We start from the raw sequence: 21490 nt of genomic DNA on the forward strand, positions 1-21490 counted from the left end.
TCGAGAGGCTCATGTTAAGGGACAAAAGACTGGTTTTGCTCGTTGTGTTCGTTACCAGGTTCTGCTGATATCGTAACTTACAGGAGAGAGGACTTTAGGATGTGTTTAAGTTATGAAGTTTTCGATCCTTAAAACCTACTCCCTATCATTTAACCAGATTGTGGAGGCAGAGAATCAATATGATCTGTGGCAAAATTGAGAAAGTATTCTGTCGGCGATATCAGTTGTTTGGCGTCGGTTTCTGTGATATTGCGATCGACATTCGCTAGAAATCCCTTCAATCTCAAATCTCATTGGGCCCTGAACTTGGTTACAATAATCCTTATCTAGTCGTTTAGAGAAGCTTTATGCCAGAAGTTGCACGATTTTACGGAATCATCATCAAAATTTTCTTTGGGGATCACGCACCTCCTCATTTTCACGCAGTTTACGGTGAGTACAATGCTTTGATAGCCATTGAGTCTTTAGAGATTATTGAAGGAGATTTACCGAATCGGGCCCAAAAGCTGGTATTAGAATGGGCTGCGCTGTACCAAAAAGAACTGCTAGATATGTGGAACAGCCAAGAATTTAGTAAACTTCCACCCTTAAAATAACTGTGATTTTTTTTTATGAAACCTGAGCGCATTGTTTCGGCTAAAGCTATTGATGATAGCACCTTGATTGTTAAATTTACCAATTCAGAAATCAGAAAATATGACATTTCTAAATTATTAGATAATGTAATGTTTTCGGACTTACGCAATCCTGGGTTTTTCAGAAACTTTAGAATTGAACCTGGTGGTTATGGGCTGGTTTGGAATGAGGACATCGATCTCAGTGAATATGAACTTTGGCAGAATGGAATTAGTTTGACGGATGAGGAAATTGAGCAATATATTGAATCTATACATAGTGTTGCTCACTGAGAAACAATGCCTGATGTTGGGCGATCGAGTTTTCGATCGCGCACATCTCGATATCAGGAATGAAAATTTAATAACTTAAGCGATTGCTCGTTACCAGGAAGAGCCTGGTAATGCAGATAGGCGAGGCTCTGCTTCCTTTGATATCGTAACTTACAGGAGAGAGGACTTTAGGAGGTGTTTAAGTTATGAAGTTTTCGATCCTTAAAACCTACTCCCTATCATTTACCCAGATTGTGAAGGCAGAGAATCAATATTATCTGTGGCAAAATTGAGAAAGTATTCTGTCGGCGATATCAGTTGTTTGGTGTCGGTTTCTGTGATATTGCGATCGACATTACAGTCACAATTCTACTATACCAAAAAGCCGTGAAGCGAAGTTATGCCGTAGGGAATCGCCCTGCGTATGGCCACAATAACCTACAATATCCTCCCGGTATGGAAAAAGCACTGCGGTGTCCGACTGCGGTGTCGCGATCGGCATCTCGTTGCTTAATTCAGTGAATCGATCAGTGCGTAGATACAGATTTGGGCGATCGTTCAAATATGAAGGTGGTAAGCATAACATCTTTTGGCGCAAATAAAATAAAAAAAATCTCGCAAAAAAAACTTTGACAATTTGCATAATTTTTGAGGAAAACCCCTGATAGATAAGTAAGGTGTGGCGCTTAATCTCAAAATTAGCCCCCGCCTGTTTATCGCAAGCAGGAAAAAAACATTGGCAGTATTAACTGGTACATCCTCAAACGACAACCTTACAGGCACCCCAGACGATGACAACATCACAGGCTTAGCAGGCAACGACACTATCGCGGGCTTAGATGGCAATGATACTTTGTCTGGCGGTGAAGGAGACGACAACCTCAGTGGAGGTGCGGGCAATGACTCCCTCCTTGGTGGCAGTGGCACTGGTAGCAGTGGCACTGACACCATCGATGGCGGTGCGGGCAATGACTTTCTAGATGCAAGCGGTAGCCTGGCCGGCGGCGATGGAGACGACACCCTGTTCAGCTCTGGGTTTAGCACCTTGGATGGCGGTGCGGGCAATGACTATCTCAGTGGTGGTTTTAATAGCACCTTAGAAGGCGGTGCGGGCGATGATACGCTCGCTGGATTTATCAGTGGGAGTGTGCTGCGAGGCGGTGCAGGTAACGATCGCTATTTGTTGCGGGCGAACGGGCAGAGTCAACTTCAAATTCAGGATACTGGCGGGAGCAATCGCCTAGACTTTACTGATTTTGACAGCGAGATCAACACCAGCACTGCGCTGTCGCTGTCGCTGTCATCGGGCACTTTGGGATTGAGCCGCCAAGGCACGAGTTTAGCCATCGACACCAACAAAGACGGCATCATCAGGGCTACCGATGACGTTGTGATTTTAGACTTTTTCGGCGCATCCCCAACTGTCGCGGGTGCTGGCTTCATTGAAACTGTGGGTAATTTATCCGGTGCCGATATCCTGGCTGCTAATCTCACTGAGGCTACGGCGGCACCCGGAACTAATGCGCTCACCGGAACACCAAACAACGACAACCTTACAGGCACTTCAGCCAATGACAACATCACAGGCTTAGCAGGCAACGACACCATCGCGGGCTTAGAAGGCAACGATACTTTGCTAGGCGGTGATGGAAACGACAGCCTCAGTGGAGGTGCGGGCAATGATTCCCTGATTGGTGGCAGTGGCACTGACACCATCGATGGCGGTGCGGGCAATGACTTTCTAGATGCAAGCGGTAGCCTGGCCGGCGGCGATGGAGACGACACCCTGTTCAGCTCTGGGTTTAGCACCTTGGATGGCGGTGCGGGCAACGACTATCTCAGGGGTAGTTTTAATAGCACCTTAGAAGGCGGTGCGGGCGATGATACGCTCAGTGCTGGATTTGGCAGTGGGAATGTGCTGCGAGGCGGTGCAGGTAACGATCGCTACCTGTTGCAGGCGAACGGGCAGAGTCAAGTTCAAATTCAGGATACTGGCGGGAGCAATCGCCTAGACTTTACTGATTTTAACGACGAGATCAGTACCAGCACTGCGCTGTCGCTGTCGCTTTCATCGGGCACTTTGGGATTGAGCCGCCAAGGCACGAGTTTAGCCATCGACACCAACAAAGACGGCATCATCAGGGCTACCGATGACGTTGTGATTTTAGACTTTTTCGGCGCATCGCCGACTGTCGCGGGTGCTGGCTTCATTGAAACTGTGGGTAATTTATCCGGTGCCGATATCCTGGCTGCTAATTTAACGGAGGCTACGGCGGCACCCGGAACTAATGCGCTCACCGGAACACCAAACGATGACAACCTGACAGGCACTTCAGCCGATGACAACATCTCAGGCTTAGCAGGCAACGACACCATCGCGGGCTTAGAAGGCAACGATACCTTGCTAGGCGGTGAAGGAAACGACAGCCTCAGTGGAGGTGCGGGCAATGATTCCCTGATTGGTGGCTTCAGTGGCACTGACACCATCGATGGCGGTGCGGGCAATGACTTTCTGGATGCAAGCGGTAGCATGGCCGGCGGCGATGGAGACGACACCCTGTTCGGCTCTGGGCCTAGCACCTTGGATGGCGGTGCGGGCAATGACTATCTCAGTGCTTTTGGTAATAGCACCTTAGAAGGCGGTGCGGGCGATGATACGCTCGCTGGATTTGGCAGTGGGGCTGTGCTGCGAGGCGGTGCAGGTAACGATCGCTATTTGTTGCAGGCGAACGGGCAGAGTCAACTTCAAATTCAGGATACTGGCGGGAGCAATCGCCTAGACTTTACTGATTTTGGCAGCGAGATCAGTACCAGCACTACGCTGTCGCTGTCGCTTTCATCGGGTACTTTGGGATTAGGCCGCCAAGGCACGAGTTTAGCCATCGACACCAACAAAGACGGCATCATCAGGGCTACCGATGACGTTGTGATTTTAGACTTTTTCGGTGCATCCCCGACTGTCGCGGGTGCTGGCTTCATTGAAACTGTGGGTAATTTATCGGGTGCCGATATCCTGGCCGCTAATTTACCGGAGGCCGCGACAACGCCAACACCAGCGACAACCCCAACTCCAGCGACAACCCCAACTCCAGCGACAACGCCCACACCAGCGACAACCCCAACTCCAGGGACAACGCCAACTCCAGGGACAACGCCTATTCCTATTCCTATAAGACCAACACCGGCAGCCACACCAACACCGGGCACACCCACACCAACACCGGGCACACCCACACCAACACCTCCACCTTTCACGCCCGCGACTGCACTGTCGATCGCACAGCCGATCGCGCCCCCATTCACCAACAGGCCCGCACCAAGCGAATTGCCACAGGTTTTGGGCACCAGCGGCAACGACGCGATCGGTGGCAGCGAAGCCAACAATATCTTGTATGGCAACGCTGGAAATGACACCGTAGGAGGCAATGGCGGCGACGACATCGTATTTGGCGGCAAAGGCGATGACGGCTTATTCGGCGATGCTGGCAACGACCTCTTGTTTGGCAACCTCGGCAACGACACCCTTGTAGGCGGCGACGGTGCAGATACCGCATTGGGCGGCAAAGCTGACGATTTGATCTTTGGTGGCGCTGGTAACGATGTCCTCGGCGGCGAACTCGGCAACAATACTTTACTCGGCGGCGAGGGTAGCGATACTCTGTACGGCGGTGAAAATAATGATGTGTTGTTTGGCGGTAGCGGCAACGATTTCCTCTACAGCACAAAAGGTAACGATATCTTGGTTGGTGTTGACTATACCGGTGCTAATCCCGGGCGCGGCGAAGTTGATACGCTGATTGGTGCAGATGGTAGCGATACTTTCTTGCTGGGAAATGCCACAGAGTTCTACTACAACGACGGCATCGATAGCAGCACTGGCGCTGGCGACTACGCTTTGATTGTCGGCTACAACCCCAGTAACGATATTATCCAACTTCAAGGCGCTCCCAGCACCTACAGGATCGGCGCTTCTCCGGCTGGATTGCCCGAGGGTGCTGCTATTTTCAAGAAGACTGGGGCGGATGACGAATTGATCGCGATCGTCCAACCTGTTTCTGGCTTTGGCCTTGACAGCAGTTCTTTGCGCTTTGTTTAACGGTTGAGGGCGATCGGGCGATCGTTTCTTCAGTTTCTTCAATGGCCTCGGCGGTTGAAACCGCGGCTACACAAACGATGTCCGCCTCCGCGGACTGAAGAGTAGAAGTATAAGTCCTGCCTTTGGTGCAGGACTTTTTTTGTCGGGATGGGCGATCGGGCACCGAAACTTAATTCTCAAAATAGTTGACTCAGAATGGCAAAATTGTTGTATAATGTTTTTCTAGTCATTTTTGACCGCAATAACTCAAAAGTAAAAGCAGGTAAAATAGACTAAACGCGGGCGTAATTCAGTGGTAGAATGTCAGCTTCCCATGCTGGACGTCGTGGGTTCGAGCCCCACCGCCCGCTTTAACTGAATTTTCATAGAACTATGAAAATTAATTAGTGCGATCGATTCAATTTATGGCTAAATTCTTAACCGCTGCATTATATAAGTTCGTTGAACTATCGGATTTTGCCGACCTCAAAGCACCGCTACTCGATTGTTGCAACCACCACAACGTCAAAGGCACTATCTTGTTGGCTGCAGAAGGCATCAACGGGACGATCGCCGGTTCGTCAGAAGGCGTGCGCGCAGTCCTCGCATTCTTGCGCTGTGACGCACGTTTTGCTGATTTGGTTCACAAAGAATCTTTTTCCGAAAAAGCACCGTTTTACCGCCTAAAAATCCGCTTAAAACGCGAAATCGTCACGATGGGAATACCTGATATTAATCCATCTCTCATGGCTGGCAAATATGTCAAACCCGATGAGTGGAATCAGCTACTTGACGATCCTGATGTGGTGGTAGTTGATGTACGCAACGACTTCGAGGTATCTATGGGTACTTTTGCAGGCGCTATTAATCCCCAAACAAAAAGCTTTTCCGATTTGCCAGCATGGGCGCTCAAAGAAGCTGCTTTGCGCGATAAACCCAAGGTAGCAATGTTTTGCACTGGCGGTATTCGCTGCGAAAAATCTACTGCTTTTTTGCGTTCTCAAGGTTTTAATGAAGTTTATCATCTCGAAGGCGGAATTTTAAAATATTTGGAAACAGTGCCCGCAGCAGAAAGTCGTTGGGAAGGTGAATGTTTTGTCTTTGATGAACGGGTTTCTGTTGTTCATGAGTTAAAGCCTGGTAACTACGAACTTTGTCGCGGTTGTCGTCACCCAATTAGTCAGGAAGATAAAGCTTCTGAATTATTTGTAGTTGGTGTAAGTTGTCCTCATTGTCATGACTCGAAAACTGAAACCAAAAAACAAGCTTTATTCGAGCGGCAGCGTCAGATTGAGCTTGCTAAACGCCGCAACCAAACACATATTGGCGCGCGCTATGATGTTAAGGAAAAAGTTGATAATGGGATAGATTAATAGTACGATCGCGTTTCTCAAAGAAACCGGGTTTCTCTGAAAAATCAGGTTTGGTGGCGTAAAATCTCGAAAGAAACCCGGTTTCTGACTCCTGTAGTTTCTCCAAGAAACCTGGTTTCTACCAGAAATTAGGTTTGGTGGCGTGAAATCTCGAAAGAAACCCGGTTTCTGCTCCGAAAAACCCGATCGCGCGATCGACTAAACAAATAATATGTCAGTAATAATATACCCAATTTTGTATTCTTTCCGCCGCTGTCCCTATGCTATGCGCGCGCGCTTGGCGCTGATGGTTAGCAATCGGGTGTGCGAGTTGCGGGAAGTTGTTTTGCGAGACAAGCCACAAGAAATGTTAGATGTATCGCCCAAGGGTACTGTACCGATATTGATTGATGTTGACGGGCGGGTACTGGATGAAAGTATTGATATCATGTTGTGGGCATTAGAACAACACGATCCTGAAAAATGGTTGATTCCAGAACAAGGTACTGTTGCAAAAATGCTAGCATTAATTGCTGAATTTGATAGTGGTTTTAAATATCATCTCGACCGCTATAAATACCCGGAACGTTATGCTGATGTTGAGGCTAAAGTACATCGAGATGAAGCTGCTGTATATCTGGAAAAACTCAATGCAAAGTTAAACGCAACTAAATATTTGTATGGTAATAATGTAGCATTGGCCGATCGCGCGATCGCACCTTTTGTTCGTCAATTCGCTCATACCGATAAAAATTGGTTCAACGAACAGCCTTGGTATCAGCTAGAAGCTTGGTTAGCCGCCTTTACAGACTCGGAAATCTACGCTAGTATTATGCACAAATACCCGAAATGGGAATCTGGCAATGCCGGCGTTGTTTTTGGGCGATCGTAATTACCTATCAACCGTTTGTAGTGAGGACTTTAGTCCGCATCCAAGAGAGGACTAAAGTCCTGACTGCGAACCTAAACTAATGTTATTTTTGTCGCTCAGGCGTTAGTGTATTCTAGTGAGTATTGTCAGGCTGAAATTATGATTGATGTTGGTTCGTTAGTTCGATCGCCCAAAAACGATTTGGGAATCGGAAAAGTTGTCGAGGTATCGTCTACCGATGCCGTAATTGAATATTTTTGCTCAGTAAAAAACCGCTTCCGCAAAACTATAGCGTTGGGTTTGCTACAAGAAGCTAGACTTCAGCGACAAACCCGCTGCTACCTCTGGAGTAACACTCAGGAAAGGTGGATAATCGGGCGAATTTATGATTGGGATGAAGATAAATTAGAATACGAAATTGACCTCCCCGACAGCCAAAGTTTGCAAGCTGTCGAAACCGAACTTTACGTCCGCTGCAATATCCCGATCGCCGATCCGATCGATATTTTAGCAGTCAAAGGCCAAGAAACACCGTATTTTCACGATCGCCGATTGGCATTTGTGCAATCTGCGATCGAACAGCGCGCCGTCAGCCGCGGCATGACCGGATTAATTTCTGCTAACATAGAGCTCTATCCGCACCAAGTTGAAGTCGTCCGGCGCGTCCTAGAAGACCCGATCGTGCGCTATTTGTTAGCAGACGAAGCAGGACTCGGGAAAACCGTAGAAGCCGGGACAATTCTCCGCCAATTCCTACTCGACGATCCCAACGGACGCGCTGTAGTGCTGGTTCCCAAATATTTGCTCGAACAGTGGCGACAAGAGTTAGAAAATAAATTCTATTTGTCTCATTTTGCTGACCGAGTGCAGCTTGTTGCTATTAGCGAAATCAATCAAATTAGCCGCAACGCCAACCTGGATTTTCTGATTGTGGATGAAGCGCAGGAACTGGCCGCAATGGCTAATTCGGGCGATCGCAATCAGCAACAATCCTTTGAACTATGTCAGCAACTCGCTCAAAAAAGCCATAACTTATTGTTATTATCTGCAACGCCAGTTATCGGTCACGAGCAAGATTTTCTCACGATGCTGCACTTGCTAGACCCGACTACTTACCGTCTAGATGACCTAGAAAATTTCAAAGAAAGAGTGGAGAACCGTCAGGAAATCGGTCGCGCCTTGCTAGATTTCCGAGAAACAGCAAAGCCTGCTGTTTTGCAAACAAAAATAGCTCAACTCCGCACTCTGTTTGCGAAAGATGATTATTTGCTGGGATTGATCCACGAGTTAGAAACTTGTTTGAAAACCGCAGAAACTGCCGAACAATCTCGCCTTGTCCGAACTATTCGCACTCACGTTAGCAATACCTACCGCCTCCACCGCCGCATCCTTCGCAACCGCCGGGATGCGGTGGAAGATGTGATTTTCGATCGAGATGCTGTCCCCAAAACTGAGTACGATCTGAATGATGAACAGTGGTCGGAAATTCAAACCGTACTCGATAAATGGCGCACAGTCGCTCCCAAGTCGAGCGAATATCAGAGAATTTTTCTGCTGTTTTTCCGCGCTTCTGGTACTTGGCTGAGTGTTTTAGAACGGGTTGTCAAAGCTCGTTTGCAGAAAAAATCGACTCCAGAACTCGATCGCGACTTCGGACAAAATGACACGGCAATTTTGACCAAAACAGCGCTGTTTCCCGAAGAAAGGGAAATGCTGGAAACCTTGCTCAATACCCTGGAAAAGCCCCAGGAAGGACTCGATCGACTCAGTTTGTTACGAATCGCCATTCTCCGATTTCTGGCAGTTGCTTTGAAGGTTCCGCGCGAGTATCACAACAATTCTCGCGATTTGCTATCGAGAATTCAACAGCAAATTAAACGGCCAATTCCGGGCGAGCGTTTCCCGAAGATTGTAATTTTTACCAGTTTTACGGCAACTTGTCAAGAGATTGCGGAAAACTTAGCTAAAATATTTGGTAAAAAGGCGATCGCCAGCCACGATAGCGGCAAGTCTGCGGATGATGTTGAGGCTAGTCTGCATCGGTTTAAGACTGAGCCGCATTGTTTTATCTTAGTCTGCGATCGATCGGCAGAAACAGGCGTAAACCTGCAAATAACCGATTGGTTAATTCACTTCGATTTACCGTGGTTTCCCAACCAGCTAGAACAAAGACTCGGCAGAGTCGATCGCATTGGCAGCAAAATGGGAGTACAATTTTGTTTGTTTGCAGGCCCGGATCTGCCAGAAAGTCCCCACGAAGCTTGGTTTCAAGTCTTAAAAGACGGCTTCGATATCTTCAACAAATCGATCGCCAGCCTTCAGTTTTATGCCAAACAAAAACAGCTAGAACTTGAAGCAAAGTTGTTTGCTGAGGGAGCAAAGGGCTTGTCAAGCGAAATTGAATCAATCAAAAATCAAATCGCCCAAGAGAAAACAAAAATCGACGAACAGTACGTTCTCGATGAAATTGACACTCTAGAAGACAGCGCATCTCAGTATTTTGAATCCCTCGAAAACTGCGACGACCGCCATAAAGAAATGCAGCGGGCGACGGAAGGTTGGCTTTGTCAAGCTCTCCACTTCAAACAAATCGAACATCCGACAGTATCAGGGTTGATGCGCTATCAACCCACTCAAAAAACCTTGATTCCTTCAAATGATTTGAGAACTCGATTGATTCCTTATTGTCAGCAGTACGGTAGTTACAATCGCCGCATTGCTCATCAAAATAACGATGTCGTTCTTTACCGCATCGGAGAAGGATTGATCGATGCGCTTGGCTCTTACATTCGCTGGGACGATCGGGGTCAAGCTTTTGCGATGTGGCGGCACGATCAAAGTTGGGATGCTGCGGAAGGGATGGAGTGGTTCGGCTTCCAATTTAATTATTCTATCCAGACTGATGTGGAACCTGCGGCTCTAGTTTTGCAAGCACAAAGCATCGACAATTACAACTTGAAAGCTTTGCAGCGGCGCGCTGATGCTCTGTTTATCCCAACTTTTGAAACTGTGTTTGTAGACGCTCGCAGCGAGCAGATGTCTCTGGTGGAAGATGCGGAAGTTCTGCAGATTTTGCAGCGGGGTTATAAAGGCAAAGGCGGCCCGGATCGGGATTATAATTTGTCTAAAAATCGTACTTCGCTGATTGACAGTTTTGTCGATCCGTTGGAATGGGATGATTTTTGTCAAAAAAGCCGGGTGGTATCCGAGGAATTGCTGCGAGGGCGCGAGGCTTTTGTGAAAATGTGCAATAATTCTGCTGTCAGTGCTGCAATCCAACTCAAAAACCGGGTGAATCAATTGCAATTGCGATTGAATCGACTTTCTAAATCGGAACAACTTTTAGAATCGGTTTTGGGTGATGAAATCAGTACCGAAAGTGCGTTGAGTGAAGCGGTTTTAGCGGGAATTCGCCGCCCGCAGATGACCCTTGAGTCGGTGGGATTTATTGTAATTTCTGGGCGCGCGCCTGTTAAGGAGAAGGAAGAAGGATAGCTTGTTTGGGTGGAGTGCGATCGCTCTTTTTGACCTGATTCGGAAGCACGGGTATCTTGCCCGTGCTAGGATGGACGGATAGGGATAAAAGGGCGATCGATCTTTATTGAATCAAATTGTTTCTTGAAAACAGCTTTAGGGTGGAAAGTAGCGATAAATATCTTTCTGGTGAAGAACTCTTACAAAAGTAACTGTTTCGCCATCAAAATAAAAACCTATTCGATAGTCGCCAACCCGAAACCGATCCGCATTATCATCGCCTTTCAATTTTTTTAAGTTAACTATTGTCTGTAAATCATTAACATTGGCAATTTCCACAAAAGCAAATTCCTTGATTTGCACAAAAGCAGGCGTACTTTTAAGAGCTTTTAAAATCAAATCCTCTCTTTATCGGAATAATAAATTCGAGTCAACAGTCAACAGTCAACAGTCAACATCATTCCGGTGTTACCGGAAATGATATAAATCCTTCAAAAAACTGGGCAGATATTCTACTTTCATTCTGTTTCCAGTTCTGCAAGTGCTTCCCCTAAATTTAACGGCTTTTCATTTTTTACTTCCCGCATAGCTAACAGAAGTCCTCTATCTTCGATAGCTTCTAATAAATACTTATAGTCGGTATAATCTAGAATGACTTGACTAATGTTGCCTTCAGCATCTAATATCAATTTTTGGGCAAGTGGATAATCTTCTATCTTCATATACTTTTATGTGGAGATGAGTTGATAGGAAATGATGGTTCTATTTTAACTAGGATTTTTTTTACAAGGTTTGATGATGGTCGATTCCCTACGGGATAGCTACGCTTCACGGGATTTTTTTGAAGCCATCGCACAGGCGGGATGCCCGTGCCACGAGGGATGCGGATGGATGAAAGGCTTCTCGCACTTAGGAACTAAACATCCTCAAAAATCGCTCCCCCCTGCTGTAAATTCAACTTCACATCCTCCGCAAGTCCTGAGTTATTCCCAAACCTTGCTGACTCGACATTCGTACCGCTGAAATTAGTATTTGTTAAGTTCACTTCGAGCAAATTGGCGCGGCTCAAATCGGCACCGCTGAGGTTTGCTAAAGCCAGACTGGCGCGGTACAAATCGGCGCGGCTCAAATCGGCATTTCCTAAGAAAGCGCCGCTCAAATCTGCACCGCCGAATTTGGCATTTTGCAGGTTGGCATCGCTGAAATCGGCATCGCTGAGGTTTGCACCTCGGAAGTTTGTTCCCTGGAGCTTTGCACTGCTAAAATCAACTGTATTCAAAGTAGTTCCGCGCAAGTTAGCGCCCGCGAAATCTCGTGCTGGATTGAGATTGGCGATTTTTGCCAACTCTGTAAAATTGTCGGTTTCAGCAGAGATGATGCGATCGACCATTTCTTGCAATTTAGCTTCAGCTTCCGGGAAAATTTCCACCTCTGGCTGTTCCACCGCAGGCAAATTGTAGGACAATAGCGCCCAACTGAGAGCAGGTTGGAGTTTATTTGCTTGCAAATATACAGTCAAAATTCTTTCTAAAACCGAATGTTGGTTTGGCGTAATATCGTGCGGCCACAAACCCTCCGCATCTGTGATATAAATATCTTCTTTTGCAACTTCAAAAGCCGCAGCAATTCGCAATGGTTGGGCTGTCAATTCTGCTATTCTAACACTTTTTAGCAAGCCTTTTAATACAGAATCAGCGCGCTCCAATGCAAAAAACCAAGCAGGCGTTGTATCGTCGCCTAGGGTGGAAACATGACACAAAGTGCCAGGATTTTCTTTGGTTTTTTCCGCAGTTTCGCTTTCTAGAACTACCGCCGGATTTTCCGTAAATAAAACTTCTGTGCTGCTTTGAATTGGCGACAGCATGAAATCACCTACTAACTGACGCGATGCTACGGGAATTTCGCAGTTTTCCAGATTGAGCTTGAGCGTTCCGCTTTGCAAGCCAAATTTGACGCGACCGCCTAGCAGGGGTTCCCAATGTTCGTTAAAATTGAGGCTCAAGTGAATGTGGATCTGCTCGGTTTGGACTGCAACGGAGCGCACGGGAATTGCTTCTAATTGCATCCACAAACAATCTGGGTATTTGTTGTGAGACTCTAGCGATCGCATATCGGGAAAAGTGCTGGCTCTGCCAGATTGTAATTGATATTTAAATTAGTTTATCATCTCTAATCGATCGCAACACAGATTTTTCTCGCGGGTTTAAATTGTAAATTTTGTTTGATTCGATCGGCAAGTCATTGGTTTGCCTGAATTTGGCTTTTTACCCAAGTCCGAAATGCTTTAATTAATTCCAAATAATCCATTGTTTCTGCTTGTTCCAAAAATCTCACTATCTCTAATATCGGCAAGCTGGGAAATGCTAAACTGATCTCGCAATCAACGTATTCTCCATTTTCAAATCTGTTGATTCTGAGCCGCGTTCCATTATAAATCCAAACTTCCGGCACTCCCAAATCCGCATAAACCTGCAAGCTATTTTCCGAACGGCTGGTAATATCAATTTCCACCACTAAATCCGGTGGCGGATCTCGATCCATGTCGATTCTTTTTTTGCCTTTAATTGCACTCAGATTTTGGATGTAAAAACATTTATCCGGTTCTGCACCGCTAAGTTCAGGACGCTTAAATGTGGTAGAACCAAGAGGTTCAATTTTTACATCTAATTCTTCAGCTAAGGTCTCCACAAATCGACCCAATACTTCTTTGAAACGTTCGTGCTCTGGGGATGGTACCATAATTTCAAGATTGCCGCGATTGTATGTCAGTCGAATTTGCCGATCGCCAATTTCGGCAAGCAAATTTTCGTAGGTTTGCCAACTGATACCCGATAGCTGGACAATTTGTTGGGGCGGGGCGAGAGTTTGAGCGGTCATAGTGCTACTTTGGTGAAGAGTTCGCAGGCGCAAGCTAAGGAAGCAGCCATCGCACTTTTGCATTATATCATCGCAGGAAGCCTAGCCGGGAAATACCGCAGATAAATCCAGAGACAACTCTGGAAAACCGGGAATTACCACAAACTCATTCGGTAAAACCACTCGTTTGACTCGATAATCGAAACTACCTGTTTGTTTCTGATAAGGTTCGCTGTAGGTTTCCAGTTGAATATCTACCAAATTAAATATCCAATAATCAGAAATTCCCGATTCAGCGTAGAGAGATAGCTTAGTTCTGCGAGCGTACTTCAAAGTCGAATCAGAAACCTCAACCACCAACAAAATATCAGCACTTTTTGGGTGAGAAGATAAATAACTATCGGAACGATGGCGCGCAATCACCACATCAGGTTCCGGTTCGTTATCATCAGACAAGATAATCGGTTCTTGGCCGCGCACGCAGGCACTTTTTGCCATCATCATGCACAACTCTCCCAGCAATAGCGAGTTACAAGCCGAGTGAAACGTAGTTTTTTTAGCTTTTTTAATAATTTCCCCGCGAATCAATTCAAATCGGTTATCAGACTCAAAAAACCCCAGTTCTGCCAAACGGTGATATTCGGCGATGGAGAATCGTTTGGCAGTTACGGCAGTCATAGCTTTGAATTACCCTCTAGAATTACCAAAAATCCCATTTTACTCGAAAATTCCGCCCCTGGTTCTCAACTCAACTTTCACGGCTTCCGAAAGCCCCAAACAACCAGAAAACTTCGTGTTTTTTACTACCGCATTTTTTAATTCAGCGCGGCTCAAATCAGCACCGTTTAAATCAGCACCGCTCAAATCTACGCCGCTCAAATCAGAATTTTTTAAATTAGCATCTGTTAAATTTGCATTTACTAAAATCGCATTCGGTAAATAAGCGCTGCTCAAATTAGCGCCGTTTAAATCAGCACCGCTCAAATTCGCCCGCGGTAGCTTTGTCCGCAAATCAGCACCGCTTAAATTGGCGCTGCTGAGTTCAGCATCCCGCAAATTAGCATTGCACAAATTAGCATCAATTAAAAGTGCAGCGCTCAGCAATGCACCGCTGAGATCGGCTAAGGTTAAATCTGCGCCTTGGAGGTTGGTTTCGCGCAAATCCGCACCGTTAAAATCAGCGTAGTGCAAGTCAAAACCGCTTAAATCAGCTCCGGCAAAATCCTCGACGGGATTCAAACCAACTGTTTCTGCAAGTTGTAGAAAACTATTATTTTTATCAGTTAAAAACAGTTGCCGCACGATCGCCAATTGCTGCTGTCGGTACTCGTCGGCTTTCTGGTAATCTGCTAAATGCTTATAAGCGAGTTTCAAATTCTTGAGAGCACTGCGCTCAACGCGATCGTCGTTGTGGGCGCGCGCGATCGACAACTGCTGCTGATAACACTCGATCGCACCAGGTAAATCGCCATTAGCATCGCAAGCCAGCGCCCAATTTTCCAAAGCTTCCAACTCAGATCGAAAGTCGCCCGTTTCCCGCGCGATCGCCAAACGCTGTTTCTGGTAATCAATAGCACCAGAAAAATCAGACAGAGCACAGCAAGCATTCCCCAAATTTCCCAAAGCATTTGCTTCGCCCCGGAGATCGCCAATTTCCCGCGCCAACACCAAATGCTGCTGGTAACAGTCGATCGCCCGATCGTAATTCAAGAGCGCTTCGTAAGCTACGCCCATATTACCAAGCGCCGCACCCGCTCGGCGGCGATCGTCAACTTCCCGATACAGCGCCAGCGCTTCCTGCCAAGAATCCAGCGCCGCCTCAAATTGGCGCGCCTGATACTGCGAAATCCCCTGCTTGATTAGCTCGGTAGCTTGTTCGCTCATACTGTCAAAATTACTTAATAACTCAAATTGATATTAATCTACTTAAAGCGCTCCACCGTTGACAGTTGGCCCGAAAAGCGACTTTTTCTAAATTTTGGTAGAGTTCAGTCTCCGCGCAGCCGAAGGGTTGGCGGCGAAGGACGATCGCTCTTCTGGACAAAAAAGGTTCGCAGTCCCGACTTGGCTTTTGGGCCGGGAAACAAACTGAAGTCCGCACTACAAACGAGTTATACATCCCCGATCGCCAAAAAAGACAAAAAAGACAAAAAAAGAGAGAGTTACCTAAGTAACTCTCTCTGCCATCAGGGTGCATCTACATAACACAATATAACATTACCAGGATGAGGGGTGACACCCCCAAGCATGAAGATATGGTAAAAGAATGTGTATTAATTATAAAGTTATCATGCAGCGGGATCGGCGATCGCGCGGCGGGATCGGGAAAAACCGATCGCCCTGCGCGCGCGTCCGCTACACAATCCCCTTAACGGCGGCCTTGACTTCAGCCGTTAAGCTTGGTCGCAAGCAACTCATTAGTCAATTTCGGATCTGCCCGGCCGCCCGTTTCCTTCATCACCTTACCGACAAAAAAGCCCAACAGCTTAGTTTTGCCAGCCCGGTACTGTTCGAGCTCCTTGGGATTGGCGGCCAAAACTGCATCTATTGCCCGATCGATCGCCCCAGTATCCGAAATTTGAATCAAACCCTTACTCTCAACCAACTTAGTCGGCGAACCGCCGCTTGCTAGCAACTCCGGCAAAATATCCTTAGCAATTTTGCCGCTGATCGTGCCAGCATCAATTAGCGCCAGCAGTTCGGTCAAATCCTGCGGTTGAAAAGGAATTTCTGCGATCGCCAGTTTCTCATTTTTCAGATAAGCAGTAATATCGCCCATCACCCAATTAGCAGCTTGTTTAGCAACAGCACCGGCGGCGATCGTTTTTTCAAAATACTCCGCCACCGCTTTGTCGTCAGTCAAAACCCGCGCGTCGTAGGGAGAAAGACCTAGTTGAGTTTCGTAGCGGTGTCGCTTTTCGGCCGGCAATTCCGGCAGTTGAGCTTTCCAATCCTGCAATTGATCGGCTGAAACTTCGATCGGAGGCAAATCCGGTTCCGGGAAATACCGGTAATCGCTCGCACCTTCCTTAATCCGCATACTGAAAGTACACTGCTTGTTTTCATCCCACAGCCGCGTTTCTTGGATGATAGTTTCGCCATTTTCGATAGCTTGAGTTTGCCGCTCAATCTCGTAATCGATCGCCCGTTCGATCGCATTAAAAGAGTTCATATTTTTAATTTCGACCTTGGTGCCGAACTCTTTTCTCCCAACCGGGCGCACCGAAATATTCACATCGCAGCGGAGCGAACCTTCCTGCATATTCCCGTCGCCAACACCGATATAGCGGACGATCCGGCGTATTTCTTGACCGTATTCGGCAGCTTCCGCGCCCGAGCGCAAATCCGGTTCCGAAACAATTTCGATTAGAGGCACGCCGGCCCGGTTGTAATCCACCATTGAATAGGTAGAACCGCTGAGCCGATCGCTGCCGCCGTGAACCAATTTGCCTGCATCTTCCTCCATGTGCAACCGAGTAATGCCGATTTTTTTTCTAGTAGAATTGCCCGCCTCGTCCACCAGTTCAATTTCTATCGAACCGTTAGTAGCGATCGGCAAATCGAACTGAGAAATTTGATAATTTTTCGGCAAATCGGGATAGAAATATTGCTTTCGGTCAAACTTACTGTAAGGTGCAATTTCGCAGTTGAGAGCCAGACCAGCTTTCACCGCATACTCCAACACTTTTTGATTTAATACTGGCAATACTCCCGGCATTCCCATACAAATTGGGTCAATATTAGTATTTGGGGCATTGCCAAATTCTGTAGAAGAACTGGAGAAAATCTTAGTATTCGTGCTCAATTGACAGTGAGTTTCGAGACCGATAATGGCTTCGTACTGAGTTTGGTTTTTGATCGAAGAGGGTGCTGCAGCAGTCATAGGCGACCTAAAAAAATGAATAACTTTAGATTATATTTTAACTTTTTATTTGCCAAACTGACTTGAGATTCTTTGTAGGCTAGGGACGGTTTTCACTGAACACCGGCAGTGCTGGCAAAAAATATCGGTTGCAACCGCCTCTTGGGCCCGCTTGGGATGGGTTTTATTTGTGTGAACCGGGTTTCTAACCGCCGTGCGATCGGCAGCGCCAACGCCCTACTACAGCTTCGCGCTCGCCCCCAAACCCCAACCCTGTGCGAGAATATAGCAATTGGAGCTCTGATATGAGATATCGATCGCCCCAATTCCCGAATCCCCCAATTCCCCAATCTAAAATCTAAAACTTGTGAGCCAGCGAAGCCGAAGTATCTAAAATCTAAAATCGATAGATTCCCCAATCCCTCAATCCCTCAATCTAAAATCGACTGACTTCTCACCTTTTTGAGAAAGGCCATAGAGCCTCCCGCCTCCAACCACCGATTCCGCGCACCAATCAAAGATTTTAAATGTATAATTTAACCAGCAATTGCCTATTTTTAGGTTTTAATTTTTCAACTATATTAACTTTTTTAAACAAACACTTGCCTAACAATCAAAACTATGCATGAAATCCCTGTAGAAAGTACCGCACAGTTTCAGAACAGCATCAGTGAGCTAGAACAGGCAGAATCTGCCCTCAAAATCGCTTGGGAAGAACTCGAAAAACAAACAGCAGAAACGATTGCTCAGATAGCCAAAGCCGACCAAGCAAACGCAGAAAAGATCGGCGAGCGATTTGCCCAAGCCAAGCAACTGCGCCAGCAACTTCAAACTAAAATAAAAAAAGCCAACTCGCGGCGGGAATTTCACTTAGAAAACTCGCCATTAGCAGTTATAGAGTGGGACAGTGAAGGTCGAGTAGTGCGGTGGTCGCCAGTGGCCGAACAAATATTTGGCTGGAGTGCAGCAGAAGTAATCGGCAAATATTGGCACGAATGGTCAATAGTTTATCCAGAAGACTTCGATATGGTGTCCGCCGTCACACATCAACTGTTACAGAACAAAGAAACCCGCACCGTTTGCCGCAACCGCAACTATACTAAAGATGGCTCGGTAATTTACTGCGAATGGTACAATTCTGCACTCATTGATGAATCGGGAACATTAGTTTCAATTCTATCTTTTGCTAGAGACATAACCGAACAACACCGCACTCAAGAAGAACTTCACCAGCGCGAACAGGAATTTAGCACGCTTGCCGAAAATTCTACCGATATCATAGCGCGGTTCGACCGACAACTGCGCCACCTTTATGTCAACCAAGAAATTGAACGAGCCACCGCCAAACCCCCCTCAGAATTTATCGGCAAAAGTAACAAAGAATTAGGAATTTCCCCCGATATTTGCAACCTGTGGGACGAAGCCTGTGTCAAAGTTTTCCGCGTCGGCAAACAAGAAACTATCGAATTTGATTTCCCCACTTCCAACGGGACAATATACTATCAGTGTCGAATCATTCCAGAATTTGCTGAGGACAATTCAGTAGAAACTGTTTTGGCGATTACCCGCGACATCACAGAAATCAAACAAGTCGAAGCCCAGTTGCGCCAAAGCGAATCTCGATTTAGGCGCGTAGTTGATTCTAACATGATCGGCATAATATTTTGGAACATTAACGGCGAGATCACCGATGCGAATCAGGCTTTTTTAAACTTGGTAGGGTACACGCGAGACGATTTATTTTCCCAAAAAATTGGCTGGCAAACAATGACACCGCCAGAGTACCGCAGCCTCGATGAAGAAAAAATTGCAGAACTGGCAGCTAACAACACAAATACCCCTTTTGAAAAAGAATACATCCGAGCCGACGGTAGCCGCGTTCCGGTGCTGCTAGGCTCTGCATTGTTAGAAGGTTCGCAGGAATTAGGAGTGAGTTTTGTGCTGGACTTAACCGAGCGCAAACAAGCCGAATTAGAGCTGGAGAAACAACAAGAACTTTTAGAAAGCATCATTAAAACCATCCCCAACTTCCTGTACATTTACGACACAGAAGCACAGCAAAATATCTATGCAAATGCGGCAGTCACAGCGATGTTGGGCTACAGTCCCCAAGAATTGCAAGACAGGGGTTCAGAAGCAATCTCTAGCTTGATTTACCCGGAGGATATGCCCAAGTTAATTGTAGGTATGCAGCGGCTAGAAAACAGTACCAACCCCCACGAAACCGATGACATCGACTACAGGATAAAACACAAAAATGGAGAATGGCGCTGGGTTCACGATCGATCGACTATCTTCAAAAGAACTCCCGATGGAAAAATGAAGCAAGTAATCGGTTCCGTACTCGACATTACCGATCGCAAAAGGGCCGAAGAATCCTTAAAACAGCAAAACGAATTGCTGCAAACAATCTTCGAGAACGTTCCAGTCATGCTGACATTCTTAGATGCCCAGGGTGAATTATGCTGGGTAAACCGCCACTGGGAACAAGTGCTCGGCTGGAGTTTTGCAGAAACCAAAAACCGCGATATGTTGGCAGAATTTTATCCTGAGCCGGAATACCGCAAATACGTTTTCGACTTCATTCAAGCAGCAACTCAGAAGTGGGGCGACTTCCAAACGAAAGTTAGAGATGGGCGAATTATCGACACGACTTGGGCAAATGTTCGCCTCTCCGACGGCAGGTTGATCGGTATCGGTCAAGATATCAGCGATCGCAAGCGAGCCGAAGCAGAACTCCAGCAGCTCAACGAAACTTTAGAAGCTCAAGTAGCCCTGCGTACAGCCGAATTAGAGACTTTTTTTGATTCTTTACCCGATCTTATTTTTGTGGTAGAACGTGAGAATATGCGCTTCTCTTTTGTCAACTGGCCTTTTGTCGAATTTTGCGGATTCGACAGCAGGCAACAGATGCAGGGCAAAACTATTTATGAATGCTATCCAAGCCAACTTGCAGAACAATTTTACTTGGAAAATATGCAAGTATTTGTATCTGGCCAGACGATTCATTTTCAGGAAAATTTTGTGGTTGCTGGTGATGCTGTTTATTTCGACACTTTTAAAATTCCTCTCAGGAATCTTGACGGCGAAGTTTATGCTTTAATTGGCACGGCTCGCAATGTCACTGAGTTGATCCAGACGAAACAAGCTTTGTCGGAACGCACGGAGCAATTAGAGGTTGCTAATCAAGAATTAGAATCTTTTGGCTACTCGGTTTCCCACGACCTCCGCGCTCCTTTGCGCCACATTTCAGGTTTTGTTAATGCTTTGAAACAGCGCTTAATATCAACTGAGGTTTTGAACGATCCTAAAATTGTTCATTACATCGAAATAATTGAGGACAGCAGCCAAAAAATGAGCTTGTTGATTGATGGTTTGCTGGCTCTTTCGCGGGTGGGGCGGACTGATTTAATCAAAATTCCGATCGATCTTGCCCGGTTGGTGCAAACTGCGATTAAATTGAGTAAACCCCGAACTGCGGCAGATCCCGCCGAAAATCCCGACAGCAAAGTTGAATTTACCGTGGGAGATTTGCCGGGGGTGATGGGAGATCCCACCTTGCTGCAACAGGTGTTCAGCAACTTGATCGACAACGCTGTCAAGTTCAGCCGCGGACGCACTCCGGCTATAATAGTGATTGATGCTTTACCTGACGGAACTATTTTTGTCAAGGATAACGGGGTAGGTTTTTCGATGGAATATGCCGATCGGCTGTTTGGAGCCTTTCAGCGGCTGCACTCCCAGAGAGAATTTGAAGGTACTGGCATAGGTTTGGCGATCGTCCAGCGGATTATTCACCGCCACGGCGGCACGATTTGGGTTCAAAGCTTACCCAGTCAAGGAGCCACGTTTTACTTTAAACTAGGGCCGACAATCTCAAATGCTAATCTAGATTCCTGAGCGATCGGGATATAGCCTTTCGAGCTTTCATAGGAGGTACTATCCGGTATAGGGCATAGGGCATAGGAAGGGCATAGGGCATATCTCACTTTTTTGAGAACCGCTATAGTAGTTTTTAATTCTGAATTGAAAACTATCATGCAGTTTAATAAGTCACAGTCGGTTCGGCAATCCCTCAGTGGCAGGTGCGAAATCAAGGTCTTGAGAATAGAT

General features: G+C 46.5%; 15 protein-coding genes and 1 tRNA gene. 8 read left to right on the plus strand and 8 right to left on the minus strand.

All coding sequences use genetic code 11. The annotated features are described in order from the left end of the window. Positions 1-149 precede the first annotated feature (149 nt). A complete protein-coding gene (locus tag QUA01_RS12520; RefSeq protein ID WP_333086880.1) occupies positions 150-281 on the minus strand; it encodes a hypothetical protein in 132 nt (43 codons plus the stop codon). Positions 282-347: 66 nt separating this feature from the next. Between QUA01_RS12520 and QUA01_RS12525 the strand changes: the two genes are divergently transcribed. From QUA01_RS12525 to dpdE, 7 genes are all read left to right on the plus strand, one after another. Further along, entirely contained in the window at positions 348-596 is a 249-nt protein-coding gene (locus QUA01_RS12525) for a DUF4160 domain-containing protein (protein ID WP_194065763.1), read from the plus strand. Between the two features lie 15 nt (positions 597-611). Then, complete coding sequence (locus tag QUA01_RS12530) at positions 612-908, plus strand: DUF2442 domain-containing protein (protein WP_333086881.1); 297 nt, start codon at positions 612-614, stop codon at positions 906-908. A 715-nt stretch (positions 909-1623) separates the two neighbouring features. Then, the gene (locus QUA01_RS12535) at positions 1624-4983 is read left to right on the plus strand and encodes a beta strand repeat-containing protein (RefSeq protein ID WP_333086883.1); all 3360 of its coding nucleotides are present in this window, start codon (positions 1624-1626) and stop codon (positions 4981-4983) included. A 278-nt stretch (positions 4984-5261) separates the two neighbouring features. Continuing rightward, positions 5262-5333, plus strand: a tRNA-Gly gene (locus QUA01_RS12540). Between the two features lie 54 nt (positions 5334-5387). Beyond that, positions 5388-6335, plus strand: coding sequence for an oxygen-dependent tRNA uridine(34) hydroxylase TrhO (trhO, locus tag QUA01_RS12545; RefSeq protein WP_333086884.1), 948 nt, complete (start codon positions 5388-5390; stop codon positions 6333-6335). A 211-nt stretch (positions 6336-6546) separates the two neighbouring features. Beyond that, a complete protein-coding gene (locus tag QUA01_RS12550; protein ID WP_333086885.1) occupies positions 6547-7206 on the plus strand; it encodes a glutathione S-transferase in 660 nt (219 codons plus the stop codon). Between the two features lie 138 nt (positions 7207-7344). Continuing rightward, a complete protein-coding gene (gene dpdE, locus QUA01_RS12555) occupies positions 7345-10680 on the plus strand; it encodes a protein DpdE (RefSeq protein ID WP_333086888.1) in 3336 nt (1111 codons plus the stop codon). A gap of 135 nt (positions 10681-10815) precedes the next feature. Here the strand turns inward: dpdE and QUA01_RS12560 are convergent, their stop codons facing one another. The 7 genes from QUA01_RS12560 to gatB form a co-directional block, all read right to left on the minus strand. Beyond that, positions 10816-11058, minus strand: a complete 243-nt coding sequence (locus tag QUA01_RS12560) for a type II toxin-antitoxin system RelE family toxin (protein ID WP_333086889.1) — start codon at positions 11056-11058, stop codon at positions 10816-10818. Between the two features lie 119 nt (positions 11059-11177). Continuing rightward, entirely contained in the window at positions 11178-11381 is a 204-nt protein-coding gene (locus QUA01_RS12565) for a hypothetical protein (RefSeq protein WP_333086890.1), read from the minus strand. A gap of 194 nt (positions 11382-11575) precedes the next feature. Beyond that, positions 11576-12769, minus strand: coding sequence for a pentapeptide repeat-containing protein (locus QUA01_RS12570; RefSeq protein WP_333086891.1), 1194 nt, complete (start codon positions 12767-12769; stop codon positions 11576-11578). Positions 12770-12897: 128 nt separating this feature from the next. Further along, a complete protein-coding gene (locus QUA01_RS12575) occupies positions 12898-13536 on the minus strand; it encodes a Uma2 family endonuclease (protein WP_333086893.1) in 639 nt (212 codons plus the stop codon). An 81-nt stretch (positions 13537-13617) separates the two neighbouring features. After that, complete coding sequence (locus tag QUA01_RS12580) at positions 13618-14193, minus strand: Uma2 family endonuclease (protein WP_333086894.1); 576 nt, start codon at positions 14191-14193, stop codon at positions 13618-13620. 39 nt (positions 14194-14232) lie between these two features. Beyond that, the gene (locus QUA01_RS12585) at positions 14233-15399 is read right to left on the minus strand and encodes a pentapeptide repeat-containing protein (protein ID WP_333086895.1); all 1167 of its coding nucleotides are present in this window, start codon (positions 15397-15399) and stop codon (positions 14233-14235) included. Positions 15400-15901: 502 nt separating this feature from the next. Continuing rightward, positions 15902-17398 (minus strand): Asp-tRNA(Asn)/Glu-tRNA(Gln) amidotransferase subunit GatB, encoded by a 1497-nt coding sequence (gene gatB, locus QUA01_RS12590; protein ID WP_333086896.1) that lies wholly within the window; start codon positions 17396-17398, stop codon positions 15902-15904. Positions 17399-17998: 600 nt separating this feature from the next. Between gatB and QUA01_RS12595 the strand changes: the two genes are divergently transcribed. After that, complete coding sequence (locus QUA01_RS12595) at positions 17999-21277, plus strand: PAS domain-containing sensor histidine kinase (protein WP_333086897.1); 3279 nt, start codon at positions 17999-18001, stop codon at positions 21275-21277. The last annotated feature ends 213 nt before the right edge of the window (positions 21278-21490 follow it).

It is taken from the genome of Microcoleus sp. S36a_B3 (genome assembly GCF_036700745.1).
GTDB lineage: Bacteria > Cyanobacteriota > Cyanobacteriia > Cyanobacteriales > Microcoleaceae > Microcoleus.

Bases quoted from the DNA above. Each gene is read 5' to 3' on its own strand.
- QUA01_RS12525 (WP_194065763.1), top strand. From the start codon at position 348: ATGCCAGAAGTTGCACGATTTTACGGAATCATCATCAAAATTTTCTTT.
- QUA01_RS12570 (WP_333086891.1), bottom strand. From the start codon at position 12,769: ATGCGATCGCTAGAGTCTCACAACAAATACCCAGATTGTTTGTGGATG.
- QUA01_RS12580 (WP_333086894.1), bottom strand. From the start codon at position 14,193: ATGACTGCCGTAACTGCCAAACGATTCTCCATCGCCGAATATCACCGT.
- trhO (WP_333086884.1), top strand. From the start codon at position 5,388: ATGGCTAAATTCTTAACCGCTGCATTATATAAGTTCGTTGAACTATCG.
- QUA01_RS12595 (WP_333086897.1), top strand. From the start codon at position 17,999: ATGCATGAAATCCCTGTAGAAAGTACCGCACAGTTTCAGAACAGCATC.
- QUA01_RS12530 (WP_333086881.1), top strand. From the start codon at position 612: ATGAAACCTGAGCGCATTGTTTCGGCTAAAGCTATTGATGATAGCACC.
- QUA01_RS12565 (WP_333086890.1), bottom strand. From the start codon at position 11,381: ATGAAGATAGAAGATTATCCACTTGCCCAAAAATTGATATTAGATGCT.
- QUA01_RS12585 (WP_333086895.1), bottom strand. From the start codon at position 15,399: ATGAGCGAACAAGCTACCGAGCTAATCAAGCAGGGGATTTCGCAGTAT.
- dpdE (WP_333086888.1), top strand. From the start codon at position 7,345: ATGATTGATGTTGGTTCGTTAGTTCGATCGCCCAAAAACGATTTGGGA.
- gatB (WP_333086896.1), bottom strand. From the start codon at position 17,398: ATGACTGCTGCAGCACCCTCTTCGATCAAAAACCAAACTCAGTACGAA.
- QUA01_RS12550 (WP_333086885.1), top strand. From the start codon at position 6,547: ATGTCAGTAATAATATACCCAATTTTGTATTCTTTCCGCCGCTGTCCC.
- QUA01_RS12575 (WP_333086893.1), bottom strand. From the start codon at position 13,536: ATGACCGCTCAAACTCTCGCCCCGCCCCAACAAATTGTCCAGCTATCG.